Raw genomic sequence first — 19,068 nt, 5'->3', positions numbered from 1 at the left:
CCCGGTAACGTATTCATACGCTGTCGGGCTTTTTTGGTTTAAATGGAATATCAAATGAAAATAACGACTATTATTCTGGCTGCGGGTAAAGGAACCCGTATGCGCTCGGAACTTCCCAAAATTTTGCATGAAATTGCCAATAGATCATTATTACAGCATGTATACGACACAGCTAAGCACTTGGAAAATAATACCATCAAGATTGTTGTCGGTCACGGTGCAGAGTTGGTCACTGAAACCTTAAAGAATTTGGATGCCGGTTGGGTAGAACAAACTCAGCAGCTAGGCACAGGTCACGCTGTACAACAAGTCAGTGATCAAATTGCCGATTCTGATAATGTGTTGATATTGTATGGCGATGTGCCTTTGTTGAAATTGGCAACCGTTGGGTTACTGATAAACAATGTCAACGACCGGTCTCTGGCTTTACTCACCGTAAATCTTGCTAATCCGGCCGGTTACGGCAGAATAGTCAGAAATACGGCCGGGCAGGTTGTAAAAATTGTCGAAGAAAAAGATGCGACAGAGGCTGAAAAACAGATTAATGAAGTCAATACCGGCATCATGGCGGTGCAGGGCAAGCAATTAAAAAAGTGGCTGAGCCAGTTAAATAACAGCAACGTCCAGGGCGAATACTATTTGACCGACGTGATTGAAATGGCGGTTGCCGATCACATCGCTATCGTTACCAGCCAGCCGGAAACCGAAGATGAAGTGCTGGGGGTTAATAACCGTATACAGCTCAGTCATCTGGAACGCGTGTATCAGCAAGAGCAGGCCAGAAGCTTGATGGAGCAGGGCGTCACCCTGAAAGACCCGATGCGCTTTGATCAACGAGGTACAATAGCAAGCTTGGGACAGGACATAATAATCGATATTAATGTGATTTTAGAGGGGCGCAATAGTATCGGCAGCCATGTCAAAATAGGTGCCAACACCCAGATTAAAAATTCCATTATCGGTAATCATGTAGAAATTTTAGCAAACTGCGTTATTGAAGATGCCGTCATTGGGCAAGGCAGTAAAATAGGCCCATACGCCAGATTAAGGCCTGAAAGCGTGTTGGCAGAAAATGTCCATATCGGAAATTTTGTGGAAATCAAGAAATCATCGGTTGCCGCAGGCAGTAAAATAAACCACTTAAGTTATATCGGCGATACCACGGTGGGCACACAAGTCAATATTGGCGCAGGAACCATTACCTGTAATTATGATGGCGTTAATAAGTTCAGAACCATTATCGAAGACGGCGCTTTTATAGGATCAAATAGCCAGTTGGTTGCCCCGGTTATTATAGGCAAAAATGCCACGATAGGCGCAGGATCAACCATCACCAAAGACAGTCCTGAGAATCAATTGACCTTAAGCCGAGCCAAACAGATTTCTGTTACAGGATGGCAACGACCCGTCAAGCACGACGCCAGGGATGGAGGAGGTGCAACCCCAAAGATGGGGGAGGTAGAATCGCGTCTGGAACAGCGATCGAGAGCAACGCAGGAGCAGTTGCCGAGTGTAATGTCGAAAACAATTATCGAGGAAAAATAATATGTGTGGAATTGTAGGCGGTATAGCGCAACGAAATGTAGTCCCTATTTTACTGGAGGGTTTGAGACGGCTGGAATATCGCGGTTATGATTCAGCGGGACTTGCGGTCATCAACAATCAGCAAATCTATCGGAAACGAGAACTGGGCAAAGTAAAAGGCCTTGAATTGTTGCTGGAGGCCGATCCCGTCTCAGGCAATATTGGTATAGCGCATACCCGTTGGGCTACCCACGGAAAACCCAGTACGGCTAATGCACATCCGCATATTTGTCGGAATAAAGTGGCTGTCGTCCATAACGGCATTATTGAAAATCATGAGCATTTAAGAGAAGTACAACAGAAAAACGGTTACGTTTTCACCTCGGAAACGGATACTGAAGTTATCGCGCATGAAATTAATCACGCCATGGAATCTACGGATGGATTGCTGAGTGCCGTTAAAAAGGCCCTTAAAAAACTGGAAGGCGCCTATGCTCTGGGGATAATGAGTGTTGATGAACCCGATACCTTGATAGCCTGCAGAAAAGGCAGTCCGCTAGTGATAGGCGTCGGCTTTGGTGAATACTTTATTGCTTCTGATGTTGCTGCTTTATTGCCGGTTACGCAACGCTTTATCTTTCTCGAAGAAGGCGACATTGCCAAGCTAAGTATCAACGAACTGTTGATCTATGATGCGCAAGACCAACTCGTCAAACGTCCGATCAAACAAAGCCAATTGACCGCGGATTCGGTTGATAAAGGTGAATACCGTCATTACATGCTCAAAGAAATCTATGAGCAACCGTTTGCTATCTCACAAACGCTGGAAGGTCGATTCGTCAACAATCGTCTGCAGGAAAATGCATTCGGACATAATGCCGCTGAAGTGTTCGACAACATAAAAGCCATTCAGATTTTAGCCTGCGGCACCAGTTACCATGCCGGTTTGGTGGCGCGCTACTGGTTTGAAACGTTAGCCCATGTCCCCTGTAACATTGAAGTAGCCAGTGAGTTTCGCTATAGAAATCCGGTATTGGCACCGGATACCCTGATAGTCACGATCTCGCAATCCGGCGAAACCGCAGACACCCTGGCGGCATTGCTGGAGGCCAAAAAGTTGGGTGCAAGATATTCATTAGCCATCTGCAACGTGCCTGAAAGCTCGTTGGTCAGGGAATCCGACCTGGTGTTAATGACCCGCGCCGGCCCTGAAATCGGCGTCGCATCAACCAAGGCATTTACTACACAATTGGCAACATTAATGCTGTTAGTTATTGCCGTGGGCAGACGTTTTCATCTGACCGAAATAGTCGAGCAAAAAATTACCTCGGAATTATTCGGCCTGCCCGGAAAAATTGAACAAGTGTTAAAGCTGGATGATGAAATCAGAGTCTTGGCCGAGCAATTTGCCGAAAAACAGCATGCCTTATTTCTAGGCAGGGGTACCCATTACCCGATAGCCATGGAAGGCGCGTTAAAATTAAAGGAAATCTCCTATATCCATGCCGAGGCCTACCCGGCTGGCGAGTTGAAGCACGGCCCCTTGGCCTTAATCGATGCCGACATGCCTGTAGTGACCGTAGCGCCAAACAACAGCCTGCTGGAAAAACTGAAATCAAATATTCAGGAAGTCAGCGCCAGAGGCGGGCAATTGATTGTTTTTATGGATGAGACCTTAGCCACAGTCAATGATGAAAATGTACAGATTGTGAAAGTACCCCAAGTCGACAATGAAATTTCACCGATTGTGTACACCATTCCTTTACAGCTGTTGGCTTATCATGTCGCTGTTTTAAAAGGCACGGATGTCGATCAACCTAGGAACCTGGCGAAGTCGGTTACAGTGGAATAGATAATGGCAAAATTATCACTGCAAGAGCAACTATTAAAATCCGGCTTAGTCAGCGTTGCTCAAGCCAAAAGCGTTAAATCCGATAAGCGCAAACAAACCCAGCAGCAGCGCAAGAATAATGTCGAGGTGGTTGATGAGGCTAAAAATCTGGCTCAAAAAGCCCAGGCTGAAAAAATCGAAAGGGACAGGGAGCTTAATCAGTTGCGCCAGCAGCAGGACGAGAAAAAACAGTTGGTTGCTCAAATAAAACAGATTATTGAATTAAACCGCCTACCCAGAGATGCTGAAGGACTGGCCTATAATTTTACCGATAATAATAAGGTCAAGCGGCTGTATGTCTCGGAGACGATGCGCGATCAGATTGCCGAGGGACGGTTGGCCATCGTAAAACTCGGCGCAAACTATGAAGTGGTCCCGGCCGACGCGGCAAGAAAAATACAGCAGCGCGATGCTGCCGATGTAATTGTTTTTAATGAGCAAAATAAAGCTGAGGATGTTGTCGATGATGCTTATGCGCAGTACCAGGTTCCTGATGATTTGATTTGGTAGCGGGCGAATAAATTTGCGTCCACAACGAATTCAGATTAGCTGTAAAAATTTAGATTGAAGGACCCCGAAGAATATTCAAATGTCTAGTGTTTATGCTTAATGACCAGAATCAGTTGGAGGTTTGGTTGCGGAAAGTGTTATCTGAAATCTGTTACGTTAAAGGTGTGATACAAAAGCTGGCGGGAGCATGTCCTGTGGTATAGCCGTGACTGACAATTCCAATGCTAAATCGTACTGAACATCGTTAATTTGTATTCTACACCGCTAAAGGCTAGTGAGTAACAATCATGCGAAAAGCAATCCGAAGAATCAAGGAGTTCCCCAACGATGTACGCATCTGGCGAGTGGTTTGGTTTGGCGGTGTAGAGCGCAATCACATGGTTCCCTCAGAACCTAAAATGTAGTAGTTAAAACCTACTCTGACAGTTACTGATTTTTTAAAAGTGTCTGTCAGGTAAAATTCGGTTTTATGCTTACACTACTACAGCCTTAAAGCCTGCGTTGCCTGATTGAAAGCTTGTTCCAATTCTTCAAGACTGCTCATTTTTGATATTATGTAGCAAACTCACACGATTTATAAACAAAGAGTTGCAAGATTTTTTATCGAATCATCAAACTGCTTGGGTCAGGCCTTATTACATTTGACATTCTCCACGCTATTTCATGTCAAATGTAAGGCCTGACCCCTGACCCCGTCTTTTTGCCGTCTTTTCTTCAAAAAATACAGAGGATGCCAGTTTTTATTGGACTTGATTAGATGGCGCGGCGGCTGGGCGCTTACAAATAAACTTGAATTGATTGACAACGAGTCTTTCCGTAATGCAGTCAAAAAGATACCGGGAGCTCGCTGGAACAATTGGGGGAACATCGCAGAATGGCACGAAGATAAGAAGGTGCTAGAAGCATTGTCGCATCTTGTAATCGATAAACGTGAGGGGGTGCTAATCTCTGATGAAGGACTGGCTTCCTTAGTTGATATAGAAACTTTCCGATTAAATGATTACGCCAAACGATCAAATACGCAAGTCAATGCACATATTGGAATTTCACAATTCATTGATTTAAATCATGATGTCAAAAAATACGGACAAGGTGGAAGGCGTTCATCTATTTGTAACGGCTTGCATTTGAAAACAGTCGGGCTCGCATTTAGCGCAATTTTGGGCTCGAATTAATTGCAAATGAAAAAGCCCTTGGGCTCACATTATCTGCAAATGAGCTTGCATTGATCGGCACCGGCTTGCATTCCATTTTCGCCGACTCACATTAATTGCAAATGAAATTAGACTGCCTTGTACCAAATAGGTATACCTAATTAGCACAGCTGCTACGAGACAGTTTTCGTGTCTCAATAGGGTTGTTTTGCTTGCGACCGGATGGTATTCTGAAAAGGTCTAAACTCTATCGAGACACAGAGGGCATTATTGATGCAAAACTACGAAACTGACGTAATAGCATGGGCAAATGAACAAGCGGCGTTTATTCGTTCTGGTCGCTTTGACTTGCTCGACCTTGAACATATTGCGGATGAGATTGAAGACGTGGGCAAAAGTGAGCAACGTGAATTTGAAAACAGAATGGCGGTGTTACTTGCGCACTTAATTAAATGGCGGTATCAGCCAAGCCATCGAGGTAAAAGCTGGGAACGAACCATCAAAGACCAGCGTACTATGCTTATGCGCAGACTCAGCAAAACTCCTAGTTTAAAACCCGACCTTGAAAATCCTGATTTTTGGTCGGAGTCATGGGCCGATGCTGCACGCATTGCAGAGAACGAAACCGGGATATTGAACGTGTTTCCTGAATCTTGCCCTTGGGACTTCAATCAGATCATGAATCCTGAGTTCTGGCCGGAATAATGCCTGACCCCGTCTTTTGCAAACTCAATGTTGCCCCTCTTTATATACTTAAATATGATTAGTGATGAGCTAAGTGCTCACGTCAATCTTGTCTTTTTTACATCTACGATTACTTTGGGCAAGGCCATTCTTTCATGAGTGCATCTTTAACAAGTGACTCGGCACTTGAACTCCATAATTCTGGATGCTCATTTAGGTATTTAGATACAACATTTGCAGCTTGATCTGAAGTGATATTTTGTGGACAAAATAAACCTGACCCAATAGTTGCGTCAACAACACCCATGACATAATAAACATAAGCTCCGGCATCATAGAGCTCCGCATTGTCTATATCACCGCTTTTATAGACGGTTGACTTGTCGTGAAGCTTCTGGCCATTTATAAAAGCATTGAAACCAGCGTTAGCTGAGATTGGCATCAGCATTGTAGCGATTAGGATTAACTTTGACGTTTTTATTTTTATACTCCATGGATCTTTTGTTACATCAGAACAGTTTATATCGATATAAACTGGATTACACGTGCAACTGATAATGACAGGATTCGGCCAATTGTTGACATTGGCGACTGGCTGCTTTAGGGTGATGAATATTGCCGAATTAAGATGGGCAATGTGCTATTAATTCAGATGGTGTTATCGTACTGTTTTGATAATTACTAAATTAACAATAAAAAATTAGCCAACTTCTTGATAACATGAAAATTTATAACTCATTAATTTTTTCTTATGAAATGGAATCTCGATACAAATGAAATAAACAATAATGCCGAGTCAATCATTGGGAACTTAAAAGAGGAATCGGTTGTTGTCTACTGCTTCATCAAGAACCAGTTTAATGAAGGGAATGTAACTGAAAATAAGCTATTACAGTTTGTTTTTCGTTCATTTTACAGAATTGATAATGCGGGACTAACTGATGATTTCAAAAACCGTTACTTCGAAATACTTCAGTTATCAAAAGGCAATAATCCAAATTTACGAGTTATATGTAATGACTTGTGCGAAATAAAAAACCAAAGAGGGTTTGAAAGTCTTCAGTTTTCATTTGTGACAAAATTAGCTAATACAGTAAATTCAAAATTTCCAATTTATGACTCTAAAGTAGCCAAAATGTATTCATATAGGCCGCTATCTTCAGCAAAGCCAATTGAAGACAGGCTAGATAGTTTGGAATCGTTTTACAACTTCCTTCTATCTGACTATTCTACTATCTTGAAAAATGATAGCTTGTCTTTAGCTTTATCGGAATTTGATAAGAAATTTGAGAAATATAAATACATTGATAATATAAAAAAGCTAGATTTTATTGTCTGGTCTGCTGGCAAGTTGATGGATGAATATAAGTTATTTTGAACTTATTGGATAAAAGCATACAAACTGTCTAATATTTTGGTTACCTATTTATTACTGTTTGCTAAACTTCACGAATGCCAGGTTCGGAGAAACTTAAATTCATGCCCGAATGACGGCCTTGGGTCGTAAGCTGGCATTCAACTACGAAAATAAAATATACTTCGCCAGTTAAATTCAGCGCACAACGTTAACCTGTTCAAACCCCAATTCAAACGTGCTTGGGGTCAGGCCTTACATTTGACATTCTCCACGTTATTTTATGTCAAATGTAAGGCCTGACCCCGTCTTTTGCCCCGTCTGTCGTCTTTTTTCCCTGAAGCGTTGCATTTCGAGAAAATACGGCAAGTCGATTATCATGGCAAAACCCAATGTCAATGGATTGCGGAAACACCGATACGAATAACGCGTAATGCAAAACCGAGCCAGAAGAAGCAGAAAAAATCATCAGTCCCAGGCAACCCATAGCCAAGCATTTACTCGTTGTCAGTATGGCTCGAAAAATGACGGAGTTCATAGCGTTCAATGGCTTGTAAAAACCCTTACAGGGTATTATTGAGTAAACTTTGCAATAATTTTAAAATGCAGTTTCATTAGCTAAAGTTAATATGACATCCAGCACATTGCGTTGGATACTTCGAACGTTACGTAGAAAATAGGAGCGGATGATGCGCATTTATTTTGCAACCAATCGAAATCCGGACGACCCGCAAAAACCTACCGATTTTGGTGGCCGTTTCAGTTCAAACGGATTAACAGATTTGCGTTTTGGATGGGCTGATGTGAGTGGGAATGATCTGGATCAATACGTGCTAACCGTTGCACCGGAATCTTTGGATGTTGGGCTGGCGAATGCAAAAAGTAACGATTTCAGTGGTCAGATATTGGGCAGCCAAACTGTATTTGAAGCAGTCCGTCAGGAAATGATTTCACAAAAACAGGATTGTGTGATTTCAATTCATGGATTTAACTATACGTTTCGGGAAGCAATTCAGACAACAGCCCAGCTTAGGAAATTTTATGGTGACTTGCCGATGATCTATTTTCTGTTCACCTGGCCATCAGATGGTTCGATGCTGCCATTCAAGGCCTACGCCAGTGACAGGGATGACGCGCGAGCTTCCGGTGTCGCATTGGGTCGCGGTTTACAAAAATTCGCTAGTTTCTTGCATGGCACACGACCTAAAGACTTTTGTGGGCAAAACGTGCATCTTTTTGCTCACAGCATGGGCAACTACGCATTACGTTGGGCGTTGCAGGGAATAAAAAGTTCTTCTGGCACCAGTCTCCGGCGTCTCCTGGAGTAAGTGGTTTTGTTTGCGGCGGACGAGGACGACGATGCCTTTGAGTTTGACTACAAATTCCAAGCTCTGCCCGACATGGCAAGACGAGTCACTGTTTACCATAACGCCAGCGATAAAGTATTGGTTGCGAGCGACTTCACAAAAGGAAATTCGGACCGTTTGGGTGCCAGCGGTCCTCGTAATTCACGGGCTTTGCCTGATAAGGTTAGTGTAGTTAATTGCGATCCGGTCATTAGTTTCAAAGAAGACCCAACTGGGCATCAGTATTACAGGCTTAACAAAACGGTCAAACAAGATGTTATTTCGGTCCTAAGAGGAAAGGAACCCCAAGAGATTAAGACAAGAAAATATCAACCTGATACCCGCAGTTATAGGCTAAAGCCTTACAAAGGAGCCTAACATTTCATCTAAACAGACTGATAAAAAGCAGTGATTTTTAACTTAAACAGTAGATGATTTTTTGATGATGCGGCTCATCTTGATCGGTTAATCAACGTTAACAGCGAGTTGCCTAAATGGATCTGGCAGGTTGTTGGGACCCCCTTATTTAGGGCGAAAATTCGCTGAGCTGAATCCGGTTGAGTACTTAGGCCAACTCAATTTAATACTCCGTGTTTCCGCTAGATTGAAACCTAGAAGGCCGAGCCCTGATTAGCGGTTTCCAGAACGTCGATAATTTCGTTGCATTCTATGACACTTTTATCTTCACGGACAATATAGTCTGCCAACGCAGTAATTGCCCGCCAATTTGATCTTTCATTAACGAAGCCGAATGCCGCCAAAAATAACGCGGTGATTTTTTGTTCCCTCAGCGCTGAATTTGCAATAAAGCATTCAAGATATTCGTGGACACTTTCTAAATCGGAAGCGCCACCAAAGTAATGTAGGTCATGTAACTGTATGAGACCAGAGTTAATCAGTTTCCCGTCTCGTTGTGCGATATATCTTGCTTCAGCCAAAGATCCGGTCAGTATGTTGACCATATCCGCTTCAAAAGCACGTTGATAAGCAATTTTCTGGGCTAAAGAAAAACCGTTTGTTGCCTCTTCAATTGAGGAGGGTAGCGTATGAATTAAGCGGCCACCGCCTATATTGGCAATGTATTTAGTGGCAAGCTTGCTTAAAAAGCGGGATGATTGTGAATCATCATTCACCGAAGTGATAAAAATCTGAAAAAAAATCGGTGGCAGCCTTTTTTGTTTGTTGCCGAGATAAATAGCGGCTGCGTGTCCGGCTTCATGAATAGCAACTTTCCTAGTGATTTCTTGATGCGTCAGATTTAACGCTTTGTTAAAAATGTGGTTACGATTCATGATATAAATTTGTAGATATGATGCATTAAATTGTTTCGAATTAAGTTGTTATTGGCCCATTCATTCACGACAGCTGCAAACGAGCAGGTCCAATCTTAAAAGTGTTTTGTTAATGGTTTCTTAACAGTCTCTAAATTGATAGGACAACCACTGCTTTAGCCTCCCACGGGCGTGGGGAAGGACATTCCATAAAACGAACAATTAGGGGAGCACTTCTGAATGATGGTTTTGGGTTGAAACAGGACAGTCAATGTCAGCTTCAATTGAGACCATTTTTTGGCGGCGCCAGATCAATTCCGGCTGATAATCTCCCCATGCGCGGCTGACCGCGCATGGGGAGTTGCGTGTCTATTTAAAATTCAACCCTGCGTTAACCTGATTTCCGCTTCACGGTATTTTGCCGCACAATACTCAGCCACTTCTGCGGGCAAATGCGGGCCCGGCGCGGTTTTATCCCAGTCCAGAGTTTCCAGGTAATCACGGATATATTGCTTGTCGAAACTGGGCGGACTGATGCCGACCCGATATTGATCGGCAGGCCAGAAGCGTGATGAATCTGGCGTTAAAGCTTCATCGATCAGGTATAAACTGCCGTCATCGTCGACACCGAATTCGAATTTGGTATCGGCAATAATAATGCCCCGTTCTTTGGCGTAGGCGGCGGCTTCCTTGTACAGCTTCAGGCTGGCATCGCGCACTTTTTCTGCCAACTCCCGGCCCATCAATTCGACGGTAAGCTCAAAAGGAACGTTTTCGTCATGCTGATCGACTTCGGCTTTGGTTGATGGGGTATAAATCGGCTCAGGTAATTGCTGCGCCTGCTGCAAGCCTTCGGGCAATTTAATGCCGCAGACAGCGCCTGATTTTTGATAATCTTTCCAGCCGGAGCCGATCAGGTAACCGCGTACGATGGCTTCGACGGGCAGCGGTTTTAACAATTTGACGACGATAGCGCGGCCTTCAATCTGCGCGCGCTCGGCGGCATCGGGAACCACCTGTTCCAGCGGAATGTCGGACAGGTGATTGGGCATAACGTGCTTCATTTTTTCAAACCAGAAATTGGATACGTTGGTTAAAACACGGCCTTTGCCAGGGATAGGGTCAGGCAAAATCACATCGAATGCAGACAGCCGGTCGGTGGTCACAATCAGCATGTGCCGGTCGTCAATGTCGTAAATATCCCGCACTTTGCCACGGGCTCTGAGCTTTAAGGACGACAGTGTTGATTGGTATAGCGCTTCTGGAGCAGTCATAGGTTCTCGCTGGGTGTCAAATAGAATGATTTTATCAGTTGTTCGGGGCTGGGTTAACCAACAATCCGATTTATATGGCGCAATGGGCGACCGGCCGGTCGCCCCTACGATTTATCATGTGTTCGGGTTATTTCATTTTCATTCCTCAACGGAACATATCCTTATTAACCGCTTTATCCATGGCGGTTTTTGCAGTAATGATGCCTTTATCAACCAGCTCTTTCATATTCTGATCCAGCGTCTGCATGCCGTCCTTGCGGCCGGTTTGAATCGCAGAATACATTTGCGCTACCTTGGCTTCACGGATCAGGTTTCTAATCGCCGCTGTACCCACCATGATTTCATGCGCGGCAACACGTCCGCCGCCGATTTTCTTCAGCAAGGTTTGCGAAATAACCGCCTGCAACGATTCGGACAGCATGGCCCGGATCATGTCTTTTTCGGCGGCAGGAAAAACGTCGATAATACGGTCGATGGTTTTCGCGGCAGAAGTCGTATGCAAAGTGCCGAACACCAGATGACCGGTTTCCGCCGCGGTCATCGCCAGACGGATGGTTTCCAGATCGCGCATTTCACCGACCAGAATAATGTCAGGATCTTCGCGTAGCGCTGAACGCAACGCTTCTGCAAAGCCGTGGGTGTCGCGCTTGATTTCCCGTTGGTTAATCAACGATTTTTGGCTCTCATGAACAAACTCGATAGGGTCTTCTACGGTCAGTATGTGCGCATAATCATTGCAGTTAATATGATTAATCATCGCCGCCAGCGTAGTTGACTTGCCGGAGCCGGTAGGACCGGTCACCAGAACCATGCCGCGTGGTTTTTGGCATAATTCTTCAAAAAACTTGGGGGCTTTTAATTGTTCCAGACTCATGATGACCGAGGGAATTGTTCTAAATACAGCGGCGGCACCGCGCTCCTGATTAAACGCATTAACACGAAACCTTGCAACGCCGGGCAATTCGAATGAAAAATCGGTTTCTAGAAATTCCTCATAATCCTTGCGTTGCTTGTCATTCATAATGTCATAAATCAGCGCATGCACTTCCTTATGATCCAAGGCAGGAATATTGATCCGGCGAATATCGCCATCAACCCTGATCATAGGCGGGAGTCCCGCCGATAAATGTAAATCCGACGCTTTGTTTTTAGCTGAAAAAGCCAGCAATTCGGCAATATCCATAACATCCTCAGGAAGACAAAAAAATATCTTTATACCATAGATCATCTGGTTGTTTTTTGAAACTGTGCTGTTGTATCAGTTGTCGCCTGAATTTATGTTAGGTTAAATTCATCGGTAACAATTTAAGATGGTTCACCACGAAGACAGGACGTTATTTACCTTCCTTAGAATGACTGGGCTTGCTTTGGTTGTTTTGCGATTTTGATCGGTGTGCTGTGGGCAGTTGCGCAGAGAGAAAAAAGCGGATTTAAAAAAACCGACAATGAAAAGCAAACACTATAATAACCGACGACTCACTAAGGAAAAACCATGGCAACCCTAGCGCAAAGACTCAAACACATACGCTCGCAAATCAACGATGCAGAGCTGGCCTATCAGCGCCAGCCCGGATCGGTGCTGTTATTGGCCGTCAGCAAAACCAAGCCATCCGAAGCGATTGCCTGTGCCTATCAATCCGGGCAACGCCATTTTGGCGAAAACTATTTGCAGGAAGCATTGAAAAAACAACAGGAACTGGGTGCTTACGCTATTACCTGGCATTTTATCGGCCCGATACAATCGAATAAAACCAAGGCGTTGGCAACCCACTTTGACTGGGTACACAGTGTGGACAGTTTAAAAATAGCCCGACGCCTTAGCGAACAGCGCCCGTCTCATTTGCCGCCGTTAAATATTTGCCTGCAAGTCAATATCAGCGATGAACCCAGCAAGTCCGGCATTACCTTGGCTGAATTGCCGCCATTGTGCGAGTTAGTCGCCAAACTGCCGAATCTCAAATTACACGGCGTAATGGCCATTCCCGCGCCGCAACAGGATTTTGAGCAACAACGCCGGCCCTATAAAATACTTTATCAGGCCGTTGCAAAGTTGGGGCAACCCGAGCTGGATACCTTCTCGTTCGGTATGACCGGCGATTTAACAGCCGCGATAGCCGAAGGCTCGACTATCGTCAGAATCGGCACCGCGTTGTTTGGCGAGCGGGATTATTCGCAATTGCAGGAGCGGCTTTAGCCGCGATGATCGCGGCTAAAGCCGCTACAAACGTTAACTAAAATCATCTGGTTCCTCAATAACCGGATTAATCAATGTCCCGATGCCCTCAATTTCAATCCGGGCAGTTTGTCCCGGCAACAGATAACCGCGCGGTTTCATTTTTACGCCGACCCCGGCTGGAGTGCCGGTGGCAATCACATCGCCCGGCTCCAGCGTCATCGCCTGCGACAAATAGGCAATCATTTCATAGCAGTTAAAAATCATCTGTCCGGTATTGGCATGTTGCCGCAGTTCATCGTCAACCCAGGTTTTAAGATTCAGATTATGCGGATCGCCGATTTCATCGCCGGTTACCAGCCAAGGCCCCAACGGGCCGTGAGTATCGAATGATTTGCCCAAGGTAAACGTCGGCGAACGAAACTGCCAGTCGCGCACCGACACATCGTTGGCAATGGTAAATCCGGCAATGACTTGGTGAGCCTTATCGACAGGCACATGGCGGCAGCGGGTGCCGATAACAAAAGCCAGCTCGCCTTCGTAATCCAGCTTATCGGAGACTTTCGGCCGGTGTATTGCCTCGCCCGGCCCGATCACACAGGTGCCTTGTTTGGTGAAAAAGCCGGGATATTCGGGCTTATCCCGGCCGGTTTCTTCGATATGGTCGGCGTAGTTCAGGCTGATGCCTAAATATTTACCGGGCCTCGGCACCGGCGCATGCAGCTTGACCTGATCCAGAGCGATACGATCGTTGCCGTTGTCGATTTGCTGCCGCATCGCATCCAGCGCCCCGGTACCTGCGCTCAGAAATTCAAGCATGGTTACCGGGATTTTAGTATTATTTTTGCTGTCAACAACAAAGCCATCAACGACTGCGCCTACGCGGGTTTCGTGGTTATGAGTAAAGGTTACCAGTTTCATGAGTTAAGCCTATCCGGATGATTTCAGGTGCCGCTATTATAAACGCAAGTGTAAACTCAAGAGCTTGCGCCAAAAAAAAGATATAATTAACTATTTTTAATTTAATGAGGAACATAAAATGAATGAAAACTGGATTGCGCCTTCCATCCTGTCAGCTAATTTCGCCAAACTGGGTGAAGAGGTTGATAACGTTTTAAAAGCGGGCGCCGATGTTGTGCATTTTGATGTTATGGATAACCATTTCGTGCCCAACCTGACCATCGGGCCTTTGGTTTGCGAAGCGTTGAGAAAACATGGCGTTACCGCGCCAATCGACGTTCATTTAATGGTTGAGCCTGTCGACCGTCTTATTCCCGACTTTGCCAAGGCCGGTGCCAGCATCATTACTTTCCATCCCGAAGCCTCTGTGCACATCGACCGCACCCTGCAATTGATCAAAGATAACGGCTGTAAGGCTGGACTGGTATTTAACCCAGGTACGCCGCTGCATTATCTGGATTATGTAATGGACAAGCTGGACATGATTTTGTTGATGTCAGTTAACCCCGGTTTTGGTGGCCAGTCTTTCATCCCTTCATCGCTGGGTAAATTGCGTGAAGTCAGAACAAGAATCGACAACAGCGGCTTGAATATTCGCCTGGAAATCGACGGCGGCGTTAAAGTCGATAATATCCGCGACATTAAAGCGGCCGGTGCCGATACTTTCGTCGCAGGTTCCGCGATATTCAGCCAGCCGGATTATAAAAAAGTGATTGATGAAATGCGCGCTGAATTGGCTAAAGCGGTTTAAAGATTAGTTATAGCGGTAGGGTGCGCTATGCGTACCTTTTTGGTGTTTTAATGACTGGATTGTTTTAAAAAAATACGCGATGCGTACCCTACACAACGACTACAAGTGGAATTTTTATGAACTTATCGAAAATAATTACAGCTTTTTGTATTACTGGTCTTTTGGCAGGCTGTACAACAGCAGGGCCCTATGTAACCAATATATCAAGTGATGGAGCTAATGGCTTGAACATAGAAAAATGCAAAGTAGAGCTCAATGCATTTTTAGGCGTTGTAAATACCGGTGATTGCTCTAATAGTTCTTTAAAGCTAACAAGTTCAACTCGATAAGAAAATAGCCGTGTGACATCATTCTCACGCCAGTCCTGAGTCTTGTCGAAGGGCTCCGGCGTGGAAATGCAGCTAGTGACGCTCCAGCGTCTCGTTTGCATATATACATTGAATAACAAAAATGACCCCAGAACAATTCAATCACTATGCCCGGCAGGGCTACAACCGCATCCCGGTTTGCCGCGAAGTGCTGGCCGACTTGGATACGCCGTTAAGCGCTTACCTGAAGTTGGCCGACGGCCCTTATTCCTATTTATTTGAATCGGTACACGGCGGCGAGCAATGGGGACGTTATTCGATCATCGGTCTGCCCTGCCTTACCATCGTCAAAATTACCGGTAATGAAATCCGTCTGGAACAAAACGGCGAACTGCTGGAAACCCTCACACACGATAATCCGCTGATCTGGATAGAGCGGTTTAAAGAACGCTACAACGTTCCCGACATTGACACTTTGCCCCGGTTTAACGGCGGCCTGGTCGGCTATTTCGGCTATGAAACCATCGGTTATATCGAGCCGAAATTGCGTGGCACAGCAAAGCCGGACCCGCTGGGAAATCCCGACATCCTGCTGATGGTGTCCGAAGAAATGCTGGTGTTCGATAACCTGTCCGGCAAAATGCTGCTGCTGACTCACGCCAATCCTGAAGAAGCCGATGCTCATAACCGCGCCGTCGCACGCGTGGATGATTTGGCTGTCAAGCTACGCGAACTGCAAGCCAAACCAAAAAACCATCACGCGCCCAAAAATGTCGAAGAGTCTGATTTTATCTCGGGCTTTACTCAGCAGGGCTTTGAAGATGCGGTGCTGAAAGCCAAGGAATATATCACCGACGGCGACATCATGCAGGTGGTGTTATCGCAGCGCATGTCCATCCCCTACACCGCCTCGCCGCTTAATTTATACCGGGCTTTGCGTTGCCTGAATCCTTCGCCTTATATGTTTTACCTGAACCTGGACGATTTCCATATTGTCGGCTCGTCGCCGGAAATCCTGGTCAGGCTGGAAGACAACATGGTTACGGTTCGCCCGATTGCCGGAACGCGTCCGCGCGGGGCAACCCCGGAACAGGATATTGCCCTGGAAAAAGAGCTGCTGGCCGACCCCAAGGAACTGGCCGAACATTTAATGCTGATCGATCTGGGCCGCAACGATGTGGGCCGGGTCGCCCAAATCGGCACCGTGCAGTTGACCGATAAAATGATCGTCGAGCGCTATTCGCACGTCATGCACATCGTCTCCAACGTCACCGGACAGTTGCAACAGGGCGACAACGCTTTTGACGTGCTGGCCGCGACCTTCCCCGCAGGAACCGTCAGCGGCGCGCCGAAAATACGCGCAATGGAAATCATCGACGAACTCGAACCGGTCAAGCGCGGCGTTTATGCAGGCGCAGTCGGCTACATAGCCTGGTCGGGCAACCTCGATACCGCGATCGCGATCAGAACTGCGGTAATCAAAAACAACATGTTACATATACAAGCCGGCGCCGGCATCGTTTACGATTCCGTGCCCAGAAACGAATGGGATGAGACCATGAATAAAGGCCGCGCAATTTTCCGCGCCGTGAGTATGGCCGAAGCAGGCTTGGAAGGGGAGCAACCATGAGTTCAGTCAAAGTCGTCATGATCGATAACTACGATTCGTTCACCTACAACCTGGTGCAGTATTTCGGCGAGTTAGGCGCTGACGTGACCGTGGTGCGTAACGATCAGGTGAGTATTGAAGACCTGGAAAAGCTTGCGCCCGATAAACTGGTAATTTCCCCCGGTCCCTGCACCCCCAAGGAAGCCGGTATCTCGGTTGCAGCGATCTTAAAGTTTGCCGGCAAACTGCCTATCCTGGGCGTCTGCCTGGGGCATCAAAGTATCGGCTATGCATTCGGCGGCAATATCGTCCATGCCAAAAGCATCATGCACGGTAAAACCTCGCTTATTTTTCATCACAATCAAGGCGTATTCAAAGGCCTGAACAACCCGTTTACCGCCACCCGTTACCATTCGCTGGTCATTGAACAGCAGAGCATTCCCGATTGCCTGGAAATAACCGCCTGGACGCAGGACGAAGCGGGAAAGCTGGATGAAATCATGGGCGTAAGGCATAAAGAACTGGATATTGAAGGCGTGCAGTTTCATCCCGAGTCGATTCTGACCGAGCACGGGCATGATTTGTTGAGGAATTTTTTGGAAAGGTAATGTTTATTATCTCGTCTTCTGGTTAGAAAACTATAAATGGTTAAAACTGCGTTTATTTCTGGGGAGAGAAAGCAATGCTAAAAAGGATAACTCTCAAAAATCTGACTGTCTTTTCAGAGGCCAATCTCGAATTCGGGCAGAATTTGAATGTGATTATCGGTGAAAACGGTGCCGGTAAAACCCATTTGCTTAAGATGATTTATTCGGTATTAGCCGTAAGCGCAGAAGAAGGACGTAAACCGAGAGGAATGCTTGCTCAATCCACGTCGTTAGCGCCCACTAAATCATTTTTACAATCGCGACTGGCTGATAAGTTGGTCAATAATTTTCGTCCCGAATCGCTAGGCCGTTTAGTAAAGCGAAAACAAGGACGTGATCGTTGCGATATTCGCTTAGCGTTTGAGCAGAGTGAGTGGGACATAGCATTCAATTTTGCCACCAACAGTAAATCTGAAGTCAATATTGAAACGTTACCGGAGACCTGGATAGACGCTTCTCCAGTGTATCTGCCAACGCGTGAATTGTTAACCATCTACCCTAATTTCATTTCGGTTTACGAAGGGCATTATCTTGAGTTTGAAGAAACCTGGCGGGATACCTGTCTTTTACTCGGTGCATTAATGCAAAGAGGCCCTAAGGAAAAACGAATTCGTGAGCTTCTTGAACCTTTAGAATCAGCAATGGGTGGAGCAATAGAACTTGATAAAAACGGACGATTTTATTTAAGAAATGATAGCGGTCGCATGGAAATGCCATTAGTTGCCGAGGGTTTGCGTAAATTAGGGATGCTTGCGCGCTTGATTGCAACGGGAGCGCTTTTGGATAAAGGCTACCTGTTCTGGGACGAACCTGAAGCTAATCTCAACCCCATACTCATAAAACAAGTAGCAAAAAGTATTTTGGATTTGTGCGATTCCGGTATCCAAGTTTTTATTGCTACACACAGCCTTTTCTTGCTACGAGAGCTTGAAATATTGCTATCTGATAAAAACCATAAAAAGGTTAAAACAAAATTCTTTGGGCTTCATCAAACCGAGGGCGGCGTTAGAATCGATCAAGGTTCGAGTATAGACGACATAGGCGATATAGCTGTATTAGACGAAGAGTTGGCACAATCTGACCGCTTTCTGGCGGTCGATTGATCATGCAACGTTTTAACGTGGATGGATTAAATTTTGATTTTCCCGATGATTGGCTGGTCAGCAAATACGATGACTGGTCATTTTATCGAAATCAATTTATAACAATAAAAAACGGCATCAAGTCGTTGGATTTGCTGGCAGTTGACTTGAATAAAACCGCTTGGTTAATCGAAGTTAAAGATTATCGCCTCCATCCACGCACAAAACCATCCGAGTTGGGAATAGAAGTAGCACACAAGGTTTTTGATACATTGGCGGCAATCATTCCGGCAAAAATTCATGCAACTGACCCTGATGAAAAGCAATTAGCCCGTGCAGTATCGGCTTCACGTAAGTTGAGAGTAGTCTTGCATCTTGAGCAACCAACGAAGCATTCAAAACTCCGTCCACGCGCCATCAATCCTGTGGATGTGCAACAAAAAATTCGTCAACTGCTAAAACCTGTTGATGCACACCCACTGGTTGTTGATATGAGATCGATGAGAGACCTTGAGTGGAATGTGAGTTAA

General features: G+C 45.5%; 18 protein-coding genes and 1 pseudogene. 14 read left to right on the top strand and 5 right to left on the bottom strand.

Annotated features, from left to right (window positions below; all coding sequences use genetic code 11):
* The first annotated feature begins 54 nt into the window (after positions 1 to 54).
* The 5 genes from glmU to RW114_RS01170 all read left to right on the top strand — a co-directional run bounded on the left by glmU (position 55) and on the right by RW114_RS01170 (position 5,784).
* A complete protein-coding gene (gene glmU, locus RW114_RS01190) occupies positions 55 to 1,545 on the top strand; it encodes a bifunctional UDP-N-acetylglucosamine diphosphorylase/glucosamine-1-phosphate N-acetyltransferase GlmU (RefSeq protein ID WP_340120893.1) in 1,491 nt (496 codons plus the stop codon).
* Between the two features lies 1 nt (position 1,546).
* Entirely contained in the window at positions 1,547 to 3,376 is a 1,830-nt protein-coding gene (gene glmS / locus RW114_RS01185) for a glutamine--fructose-6-phosphate transaminase (isomerizing) (RefSeq protein ID WP_340120892.1), read from the top strand.
* Between the two features lie 3 nt (positions 3,377 to 3,379).
* The gene (locus RW114_RS01180) at positions 3,380 to 3,925 is read left to right on the top strand and encodes a DUF2058 domain-containing protein (RefSeq protein ID WP_340120891.1); all 546 of its coding nucleotides are present in this window, start codon (positions 3,380 to 3,382) and stop codon (positions 3,923 to 3,925) included.
* A gap of 743 nt (positions 3,926 to 4,668) precedes the next feature.
* Positions 4,669 to 5,100 (top strand): hypothetical protein, encoded by a 432-nt coding sequence (locus RW114_RS01175; protein ID WP_340120890.1) that lies wholly within the window; start codon positions 4,669 to 4,671, stop codon positions 5,098 to 5,100.
* Between the two features lie 252 nt (positions 5,101 to 5,352).
* Complete coding sequence (locus RW114_RS01170; RefSeq protein ID WP_340120889.1) at positions 5,353 to 5,784, top strand: DUF29 domain-containing protein; 432 nt, start codon at positions 5,353 to 5,355, stop codon at positions 5,782 to 5,784.
* Positions 5,785 to 5,893: 109 nt separating this feature from the next.
* On the opposite strand, the gene RW114_RS01165 is transcribed toward RW114_RS01170, so the two are convergent.
* Complete coding sequence (locus RW114_RS01165) at positions 5,894 to 6,211, bottom strand: Rap1a/Tai family immunity protein (protein ID WP_340120888.1); 318 nt, start codon at positions 6,209 to 6,211, stop codon at positions 5,894 to 5,896.
* Positions 6,212 to 6,514: 303 nt separating this feature from the next.
* Between RW114_RS01165 and RW114_RS01160 the strand changes: the two genes are divergently transcribed.
* Both RW114_RS01160 and RW114_RS01155 read left to right on the top strand, forming a co-directional pair.
* Complete coding sequence (locus tag RW114_RS01160; RefSeq protein WP_340120887.1) at positions 6,515 to 7,141, top strand: hypothetical protein; 627 nt, start codon at positions 6,515 to 6,517, stop codon at positions 7,139 to 7,141.
* Positions 7,142 to 7,803: 662 nt separating this feature from the next.
* A pseudogene (locus RW114_RS01155) lies at positions 7,804 to 8,841 on the top strand (alpha/beta hydrolase).
* Positions 8,842 to 9,074: 233 nt separating this feature from the next.
* Here RW114_RS01155 and RW114_RS01150 read toward each other — a convergent pair.
* The 3 genes from RW114_RS01150 to RW114_RS01140 all read right to left on the bottom strand — a co-directional run bounded on the left by RW114_RS01150 (position 9,075) and on the right by RW114_RS01140 (position 12,191).
* Positions 9,075 to 9,596: a hypothetical protein gene (locus tag RW114_RS01150; RefSeq protein WP_340120886.1), complete on the bottom strand. Its 522-nt coding sequence runs from the start codon at positions 9,594 to 9,596 to the stop codon at positions 9,075 to 9,077.
* Between the two features lie 518 nt (positions 9,597 to 10,114).
* Entirely contained in the window at positions 10,115 to 11,008 is an 894-nt protein-coding gene (locus tag RW114_RS01145; RefSeq protein ID WP_340120885.1) for a phosphoribosylaminoimidazolesuccinocarboxamide synthase, read from the bottom strand.
* Between the two features lie 145 nt (positions 11,009 to 11,153).
* On the bottom strand, positions 11,154 to 12,191 hold the full coding sequence (locus RW114_RS01140; protein WP_340120884.1) for a type IV pilus twitching motility protein PilT: 1,038 nt from the start codon (positions 12,189 to 12,191) through the stop codon (positions 11,154 to 11,156).
* 309 nt (positions 12,192 to 12,500) lie between these two features.
* Here RW114_RS01140 and RW114_RS01135 point away from each other — a divergent pair, with 309 nt between their 5' ends.
* Positions 12,501 to 13,202, top strand: coding sequence for a YggS family pyridoxal phosphate-dependent enzyme (locus RW114_RS01135; RefSeq protein WP_340120883.1), 702 nt, complete (start codon positions 12,501 to 12,503; stop codon positions 13,200 to 13,202).
* A 33-nt stretch (positions 13,203 to 13,235) separates the two neighbouring features.
* Here RW114_RS01135 and RW114_RS01130 read toward each other — a convergent pair whose 3' ends face one another.
* Positions 13,236 to 14,102, bottom strand: a complete 867-nt coding sequence (locus tag RW114_RS01130) for a fumarylacetoacetate hydrolase family protein (protein WP_340120882.1) — start codon at positions 14,100 to 14,102, stop codon at positions 13,236 to 13,238.
* A gap of 118 nt (positions 14,103 to 14,220) precedes the next feature.
* Between RW114_RS01130 and rpe the strand changes: the two genes are divergently transcribed.
* The 6 genes from rpe to RW114_RS01100 all read left to right on the top strand — a co-directional run bounded on the left by rpe (position 14,221) and on the right by RW114_RS01100 (position 19,068).
* Entirely contained in the window at positions 14,221 to 14,892 is a 672-nt protein-coding gene (gene rpe / locus RW114_RS01125) for a ribulose-phosphate 3-epimerase (RefSeq protein WP_340120881.1), read from the top strand.
* Positions 14,893 to 15,008: 116 nt separating this feature from the next.
* Positions 15,009 to 15,221 carry a hypothetical protein gene (locus RW114_RS01120; protein WP_340120880.1) on the top strand — a complete coding sequence of 71 codons (213 nt, stop codon included), beginning with the start codon at positions 15,009 to 15,011 and terminating at the stop codon, positions 15,219 to 15,221.
* A gap of 121 nt (positions 15,222 to 15,342) precedes the next feature.
* On the top strand, positions 15,343 to 16,830 hold the full coding sequence (gene trpE, locus RW114_RS01115; protein ID WP_340120879.1) for an anthranilate synthase component I: 1,488 nt from the start codon (positions 15,343 to 15,345) through the stop codon (positions 16,828 to 16,830).
* Entirely contained in the window at positions 16,827 to 17,417 is a 591-nt protein-coding gene (locus RW114_RS01110; protein ID WP_340120878.1) for an anthranilate synthase component II, read from the top strand. The genes trpE and RW114_RS01110 overlap by 4 nt, the downstream gene beginning before the upstream one ends.
* 74 nt (positions 17,418 to 17,491) lie before the next feature.
* A complete protein-coding gene (locus tag RW114_RS01105) occupies positions 17,492 to 18,559 on the top strand; it encodes an AAA family ATPase (RefSeq protein ID WP_340120877.1) in 1,068 nt (355 codons plus the stop codon).
* 2 nt (positions 18,560 to 18,561) lie between these two features.
* Positions 18,562 to 19,068, top strand: a complete 507-nt coding sequence (locus tag RW114_RS01100) for a cysteine--tRNA ligase (protein ID WP_340120876.1) — start codon at positions 18,562 to 18,564, stop codon at positions 19,066 to 19,068.

Origin of the sequence: Methylobacter svalbardensis (assembly GCF_037671525.1) — a bacterium.
GTDB lineage: Bacteria > Pseudomonadota > Gammaproteobacteria > Methylococcales > Methylomonadaceae > Methylobacter_A > Methylobacter_A svalbardensis.
Note: the sequence above shows the minus strand (reverse complement) of the source record. Positions and strands in the feature narration are given on the sequence as shown.